This window comes from Hydrogenophaga sp. (genome assembly GCF_031426985.1).
GTDB lineage: Bacteria > Pseudomonadota > Gammaproteobacteria > Burkholderiales > Burkholderiaceae_C > Hydrogenophaga.
Window position 1 is genome coordinate 1 of record NZ_JASJOY010000241.1, and the last position, 6,009, is coordinate 6,009.

The window sequence follows — 6,009 nt, forward strand, 5'->3', positions numbered from 1 at the left end:
GCCGTCTGCGTGATGTCGTCCGCCGCGCTCACGCCCAGCGTGCCGCCAGCGTCCACGTTGCCCAGTTCGATGCCGTTGGCATCGGCCAGGGTGATATCCGCGCCGCTGGCGTTGACCGTGCCACCGAAGTCGTTGGTCGCGTTGTCCAGCGCCACGTTGCCCGTGCCAGCGTCCAGATCGGTGCTGCCGCCCACCGTCACGGTGCCGCTGTCGGTGATGTCGCCACCGATGCTGTCCACGCTCAAGTCACCCGTGACCGTCAGGTCGCCCAACTGGATACCGCCGGCCACATCCGTGATCGTGGCATTGCCGGAGACAGACACCGAACCGTCGCCGCTCTGGGAGAAGCTGTCGGTCACGATGAAGTCAGCGCCCGCGCTGGTCAACAGCGTTCCAGTGCTCTGCTGGAAGCTGGCCAACTGCACGTCGCCGGTGCTGCTCAAAATGCCGCCCGTCTGGTTGATACCAGTCAGGTTGATGCCGCCCAACCCCACCGCCAGTTCACCGGCAGCCATGTTCAGCTGCCCACCTGCGAGGGTGCTGTCCCCCGTCAGACCACCAGAGAGGGAGTCGATTTCCACCTTGCCGGTTTGCGCACCTGGAACCACCGTCGGGTCGAACGTGAACGTGGTGCTCAGAGGAACAATCACGTTGGCCACGTTGGCCAGATCCGGCACCGCGCCGCCCGCCCAGTTGGCCGCATCGAACCAGTTGTTTGTCAGACCTGCGCCCACCCAGGACACGCTGTCCAGACGGGTGATATCGCCACGGCCTTCCACCGTCAGGGTGTAGTTGGCCTTGTCCGCACCGTCCAGCTGGACGCCGTTGATCACCACCTGCTTGTCGGTTCCAACGTTTTTGTCCGCAAACTGACCATTGACCGAAGCCAAGGAATAAGTGACATCGTCGGCACCGACCTTGTTGGACAGCACGGCACCGCTGAAGTCAACGGTTGCCGAGGTGTTGCCGTCGTACACCTTGTTGGGCGTCAGGACGCCATCCAGTGTGAGCACGCGTTGCGTGATCTTGGCTGTGGTCGTGTCCTGATCCACGATCGTGTAGTTGCGCCAGTCGGCGCCGCCATACGTGGCAAACAGGTTCACCGTCTGTTCAGCGGCCTGGTTGTTCCCATCGAACTGCACGTCCTCGGAGGCGAATTCGCCCCGCAGCGTGGCGATCGAGACCTCGTCCCCGGCGATCAAACCGGTGAACTGGACGCCCTCAGCAGAAACCGTCGCGGCCTTTGTGCCGTCGTATTGCTTGTCCTGCGCCGTGATACCCGAGACCACGATGTTCAGGCCGAGCGCCGTGATCGAACCGCTGCCCAGCGCCGTGGCATTGCCTGCAAAGGTGTTGAAGTTGCTGAGGTCCAGGCTGCCCGCATTGGTCAGTGTGATGCCCGAGACCGTGACCACCTTGTCTTGGCCCACGTTCTTGTCATCGAAGGTTGCCGAACTCCAGTCGAAAACCGCCCCCACCAGCTTGGGATCGGCAATGCTCGGCGCCAGCTGCAGCACGTCGTCCGCGATCAGGTCGGTACCGTCGTACACGCGATCGGCGGAGATCGTGAACGTGAGATCGGCCTTGTCGATATTGGCCCGCAGACCGGACCGGGTCTTGGTCAGCAACCGGTAGTTGGCACCATCAGCGCCGGTCATGCCCGTGAATGCGAGCGTGATCGACTTGCCCTGCCCCGCATTCATGTCCGAGAAGTTGGCGGTATAGGTCGGTGCGATGCTGTCGTTGGCCATCGACGTGTCGCTGATCTGCATCAGCTCACGATCGTTGGTCAGCACCTGCCATTCCAGACCCTCGATTTCGGCCGTGGTCGTCGCGTCAAAAACCTTGCTCTTGCCCACCGCATCGGTGATGGCGATCTCGCGCTGCACGATCTTGGCCGAGAGGTCATCCTCTTGGACCAGGTAGTAGTTGCTGGTGCCACCACTGAGTTGCAAATCGGTCGCCACCACACTCTTGGCGATCACAGCACCCGTACCGGCATCAAAGGCCACGTTCTTGTCTGCAGCAACGCCGTCGGCCGCAGTGAAGTAACCCGAAGCACCCACCACCTCGATCTGGTCAAGCGTGCCAGCATCGTTGGCTCGCAATCCCCCCACGGAATCAGGATCCAGGCCCGCACCGAACACCGCACCGCTGGTGTTCAACGTGGCGGTAGCGGTGGCGTCGTAGATCTTGTCCACGGCCAGCAGACCGCTGACATTGAGCGGGGCCTGACGGACCACACCGACATTGCCCTGAACCGAGCCGGACGCGAGCTGGTACCCGTAGGCCACCGTGCCGTTGTCCATCACCGTCGCGATGCCCAGACCCGAGACGCTCACGTTCTTGAGGTCCAGACTGGCCAGCAGGACACCGTCCTTGCTGGCGTTGGCATTCTTGTTGTCGTAGGTGCCCGTGGCGAAGCCGGACAAGGTCACGTTCGTACCGGCGTATGCGTCGGTGCCGATCTTCACGTCGGAAAGATCGTAGTTGCCGTGTACCAGAGACGCAGCGAGCTTGGCATCGTAGGTCTTGTCCACAGTGCCCATGAGCACGGCGTTGACCACCGGCACCACTTCGTAGACAAAGCCGTCCTGACCTGCCAGATCCCCGATGCCGGCCACGTTGGCTGCGGTCGTGCCGTAGTACTTGAAGTCGGCCGTCAGGCCGTCGGTGGTGTCCAGCAGCGGGTTGGTGGACTGCACCAGCCAGCGGCCCGAATCGGTGCTCAGGGCATCGGCACCGGCCTGGTTGACGAAGTTGCCCTCCGCCACCAGCACGATGTCGCCACTGCCCGTCACGGCGATGTCGCCTGCCAGCGTGAGATCACCCGACAGGGTGGTGATGCTGACATTGCCACCCGCACTGCCGATGCCGGCCACACCCACGGTGATGGCGTCGCTGTCCACCAGGTTCAACCCACCTGCGGCCACATTGCCCGAGACCGTGTCGAGGTCGTTGGCCGTGTTGGTCAGGGTCATGCCAGCGGCGTTGACCACCAGGGTTTGGCCGGTGACCGAACCGGTGGCACCGATGCTGCCGCTGGTGCTGCTCAGCGTGGTCGTGGCCTCGCCCAGGCTGACGTTGCCGTCGTAGGTCTGGTTGCCCGTCGTGCTGACGCTGCCACCGTTGATGCCGGTGAGGCCGGCCGTCACGGTCAGGCTCTGCAGCGGGTCGGTGCTGCCGACAGCGCCACCGAAGCTCACCGTGCCGGCGCCCGCGCTGATGGTCAGCGCGTCAGAACTGGTGCCAACACCGTCGCCATCGACCGCGCCGCTGAAGCTCACCGCGCTGTCGGTCGTGGTCAGGATGACCGGGCCCGCGATGGTCACCGAGTCGCCCGTGGCATCGCCGTAGCTCTGCGCACCACTGGTGGTCACATCGGCCGCCAGCGTCGTGTTGCCGCTCACCGACAGCGTGCTCACGCCCGTCACGTCGCCGCCGATCTCGGCGTTGCCCGCCACACTCAGCGCGTTGGTGCCGCCATCGACACCGCCGTCCAGGCTGACGGTGGAACCCGTCAGCGTGCGGTCGCCACCCGAGAGCGCCACCGCGCCGGTGTAGGTCTGGCTGCCCGTGGTGTTCACGTCGGCACCCAGGTCGCTGGTACCGGTCACCAACAGGTCGGCCACGTTGGTCACCGCGCCGTCCAGGTTCAGGTTGCCCGTCACAGTCAGGTCGTTGCCCGCACCGTCGGCACCCTGGGTCAGGTTCACCAGGCTGGCCGTCAGGTTCGTGTCCGCACCCAGGCCGACGTTGCCGTCATAGGTCTGGCTGCCCGTCGTGCTGACGCTGCCACCATTGATCTCGGTCAGACCGGCGGTCACGCTCAGGCTCTGCAGCGGGTCGGTGCTGCCGACAGCGCCACCGAAGCTCACCGTGCCGGCGCCCGCGCTGATGGTCAGCGCGTCAGAACTGGTGCCAACACCGTCGCCATCGACCGCGCCGCTGAAGCTCACCGCGCTGTCGGTCGTGGTCAGGATGACCGGGCCCGCGATGGTCACCGAGTCGCCCGTGGCATCGCCGTAGCTCTGCGCACCACTGGTGGTCACATCGGCCGCCAGCGTCGTGTTGCCGCTCACCGACAGCGTGCTCACGCCCGTCACGTCGCCGCCGATCTCGGCGTTGCCCGCCACACTCAGCGCGTTGGTGCCGCCATCGACACCGCCGTCCAGGCTGACGGTGGAACCCGTCAGCGTGCGGTCGCCACCCGAGAGCGCCACCGCGCCGGTGTAGGTCTGGCTGCCCGTGGTGTTCACGTCGGCACCCAGGTCGCTGGTACCGGTCACCAACAGGTCGGCCACGTTGGTCACCGCGCCGTCCAGGTTCAGGTTGCCCGTCACAGTCAGGTCGTTGCCCGCACCGTCGGCACCCTGGGTCAGGTTCACCAGGCTGGCCGTCAGGTTCGTGTCCGCACCCAGGCCGACGTTGCCGTCGTAGGTCTGGCTACCCGTCGTGCTGACGCTGCCACCGTTGATGGTGGTCTGCTGTGCCGTCACGGTCAGATCGGCCGAGCCGGTCACCGCATCGTCAAAGGCCACCAACGAACCGGTCAGCGTCACCGAACCATCGAGGCTCAGATCATCGCCATAGCGCTGGGTCCCCGATGTGGTGACGTTTGCGCCGAGAACCGTGGTGCCCCCCGCATCGGTGGTCAAGGATGCTGCGTCAACCAAGCCGTTGAACGTGGTCGTCCCCTGGTTGTTGACCACCAGGTTCGTGCCGGCGCCCGAAACGATGCCATCGACCGTCAGACTGCCGCCGGAAGACGTGACCAGCACATCCGAACCCGCCAGCGTGATGGCACCGGTCAGGGTGTTGTCGCCGGTGTTCGCCAATGCACCCGCGTTTACGCCATCCCCCGAGCCCGCAAGCTCGATGTTCTCCGCAATGGTCATCACGCCGCTCAAGGCCAACGTGCCGCCGGCCTCGACGGTGGTACCACCGTCGACGCTACCCAGAGCGCCTTCGCTGGTGACCGTCAGGGTCGCACCCTGTTCCACCGTGGTGCCGCCGCTGTAGGTGTTGGTGCCCGAGAGGGTCAGGTCACCTTCAGCCACCACGACATTGCCGGCGCCGGACAGCACACCCGCGAGGGTGCCGTTGGCGTTGGTCAGCTCCAGCGTCTTGTCGCCCAGTGACACATCGCCGCTGCCCGTCACATTGGCGGTGGATACCGTGCTGTCCAGGCTGTTGCTGATATCCAGGGTGCCGCTGTTGGACACACCCGAGGTGGTCGACAGGCCCCCGGCATCCACGACATTCAACGTGGCGCCCGTATCGATGGTCGTCTGGCCGGTGTAGGTCATGTCACCGGTCACGGTGATCACGCCTGTGCCAGTGGTGGTCAGCCCACCGGTCCCGCTGATGGCTTGGTCAAGCGTACTGGCCGTTCCGGCGTCCAGTGTCAGGGTGTTGCCGGCCGTGTCGATGGCGGTGTTGATTTCCACGCCACCTGCGGTCGTCAGCGTCGTGTGGTCCTGCAGCGTCAGCGGGTTGCCGGCCGACGTACCGACCGTGATGGTGCCCGTGGTGCTGCCATCGCCAATCTGGACGTTCGCAAATCCGTTCTGGACCAGGGCCAGCTCGTCGGCCGAGAGGTTCAGAGCACCGGCCACGTCGCCCGTGGCGTCGGTCGAGGTGGCGACATGAATGTCCACACCCGTGCTGTTGGGCGCAATGACCAGGGTGCCCGTGCCTTCGACAATGCCACGGATGGTGATGTCGTCGGCCACCAGGGTGAGGTCCTTGTCGCCGCCGTCCAGATCATTGACGGTCAGGGTGCTGGCCGTCACATCCAGATTACCGGTGTTGTTGATGACCCCCAGCTCCAGGTTGTTGACGTCCTGGATGGTGATGTCACCGGCGGAGACCACGTCCACCGTGCCGGTGAAGTCGTTGCCCGCGCTGCTCAGGTCGATGTTGCCCGTGCCGGCGTTCAGGTCGGTCGTCAGCGCCACGCTCAGGTTGCCCTCTTGCGTGATGTTGCCGTTGCCGCTGTCGGCCACC

Annotated in this window: 1 protein-coding gene; it reads right to left on the minus strand. The window is 65.1% G+C overall.

All coding sequences use genetic code 11. The features are described 5' to 3' along the window. The coding region (locus RMP09_RS23830; RefSeq protein WP_310568457.1) for a YDG domain-containing protein at positions 1–6,009 on the minus strand (6,009 nt) is incomplete at both ends.